Source organism: Streptomyces ardesiacus (assembly GCF_003112575.1).
Lineage (GTDB): Bacteria > Actinomycetota > Actinomycetes > Streptomycetales > Streptomycetaceae > Streptomyces > Streptomyces ardesiacus.
In genome coordinates this window covers 1-2,289 of record NZ_BEWC01000028.1, presented here as the reverse complement: position 1 = coordinate 2,289, position 2,289 = coordinate 1, and the positions used below count along the sequence as shown (strand labels likewise).

Annotated in this window: 1 protein-coding gene; it reads right to left on the bottom strand. The window is 66.6% G+C overall.

The annotated features are described in order from the left end of the window. Positions 1 to 2,289: type I polyketide synthase (locus Sdi02f_RS35500; protein WP_159107711.1), on the bottom strand; the 2,289-nt coding region annotated here is incomplete at both ends.

Genomic DNA, 2,289 nt, shown 5'->3' with positions numbered 1-2,289 from the left:
GCACTCCACTCCCGCTGCTCCTGCAACAACTCCACCGCACCCGCCGACCAGTCCACCTCCGCCGACGGCACCTCCGCATGCAACGTCCGCGGCAACACCCCATGCCGCAACGCCCCCACCATCTTGATCACACCCGCAACACCCGACGCCGCCTGAGTGTGGCCGATGTTCGACTTCACCGACCCCAGCCACAACGGACGACCCTCACCACGGCCCTGCCCATACGCCGCTATCAGCGCCTGAGCCTCGATCGGATCCCCCAGCACCGTCCCCGTCCCATGCGCCTCCACCACATCCACATCCACCGCCGACACACCCGCATCCGCCAACGCCGCACGAATCACCCGCTGCTGCGACGGACCATTCGGCGCCGTCAACCCATTCGACGCACCATCCTGATTCACCGCAGAACCAGCCACCACCGCCAACACCTCATGCCCCAACCGCCGCGCATCCGACAACCGCTCCACCACCAACACACCCACACCCTCAGACCACCCCGTCCCCCCCGCACCCGCACCAAACGACCGACACCGCCCATCCACCGACAACCCCCGCTGACGCGAAAACTCCACAAACGTCTCCGGCGTCGCCATCACCGTCACCCCACCCGCCAACGCCAGCGAACACTCACCCCGCCGCAACGACTGCACCGCCAAATGCAACCCCACCAACGACGACGAACACGCCGTATCCACACTCACCGCCGGCCCCTCCAACCCCAACGCATACGCCACCCGCCCCGACACCACACTCCCCAACGCCGCACTCCCCGCATAATCGTGATACATCACCCCAGCAAAAACACCCGTCGCACTCCCCCGCAACGAACCCGGAACAATCCCCGCCCGCTCCAACGCCTCCCACGACGACTCCAACAACAACCGCTGCTGCGGATCCATCGCGAGGGCTTCATTCGGACTGATACCGAAGAATTCCGCGTCGAAATGGCCTGGCTCATCAAGGAACCCGCCTTCGCGCGTGTAGGTCTTTCCGGGTACTCCGGGCCGTGGGTCGTAGATGCGTTCGGTGTCCCAGCCGCGGGCGCGGGGGAACTCCGTGATGGCGTCGGTCTCCTGGGTTACGAGCTGCCACAGATCCTCCGGGGATGACACACCTCCGGGATACCGGCAGGCCATTCCCACGATCGCTATCGGCTCGTCGTGCCGGGCAGCGTTCTGCACCCCGTTCGTCATGTCCGGGTGAGCGGTGCTCATCCCCGATGCGCCTGCCTTTGCGCCGAGTTCGGCCACGAGCAGGTCGGCCACCGCGGTGGCATTGGGGTAGTCGAAGATCAGGCTCGCCGGAAGAACGAGACCGGTCGCACTGCCCAGCTCATTCCGCAGCTCCACCGCGGAGAGCGAGTCGAATCCCATCTCCTGGAAAGCACGCGTCGCGTCCACGGACCCGGCCGATCCATGACCGAGGACGGCAGCGGCCTTCCGGCGTACGAGCCGCAGGGCTTCCTCGGCCGAGAGGGCCACCACCGACGAGGGCTTCGCCTTCGTCTGGGTGCGGGTGCGGGGGACGAGGGCGCGGTAGACCGGCTCCAGCTCGGCACCCCGGGCCCGCAACGCGGACAGATCGAAACGCGCCGGCACCACTAGCGCCGGCCCCGCCGACCCGACCACCGCATCGAACAGCGCCAGGCCCTCCCCCGACGCCAACGGCCTCAACCCACCCCGCACCATCCTCGACCGCTCAACCTCACCCAACGAACCCGTCATCCCACCCGACTCCGCCGCCCAGGGCCCCCAGGCCAACGACTGCGCCGGCAGACCCAACCCCCGCCGATACACAGCAAACGCATCCATGAACGCATTCGCCGCCGCATAACTCGCCTGCCCCGGCGACCCCAACACCCCCGCCACCGAAGAAAACAACACAAACGCCGACAACCCCATACCCGACGTCAACTCATGCAAATTCAGCACACCATCAACCTTCGGCCGCAACACCCCCGCCAACCGATCCACCGACAACGACGACACCACCCCGTCATCCAACACACCCGCCGCATGCACCACACCCGACAACACACGCCCCTCCAACACACCAGCCAACGCCCCACGATCCGCCACATCACACGCCACCACCTCCACCCGCGCCCCCAACCCCTCCAACTCCCCCACCACACCAGCAACCCCCGAACCACCCACACCCCGACGACTCACCAACAACACATCACGCACCCCATGACCCACCACCAAATGCCGCGCCACCACCGCACCCAAACCACCCGTACCACCCGACACCAACACCACACCCGAACCAAACACAGACCCAGAA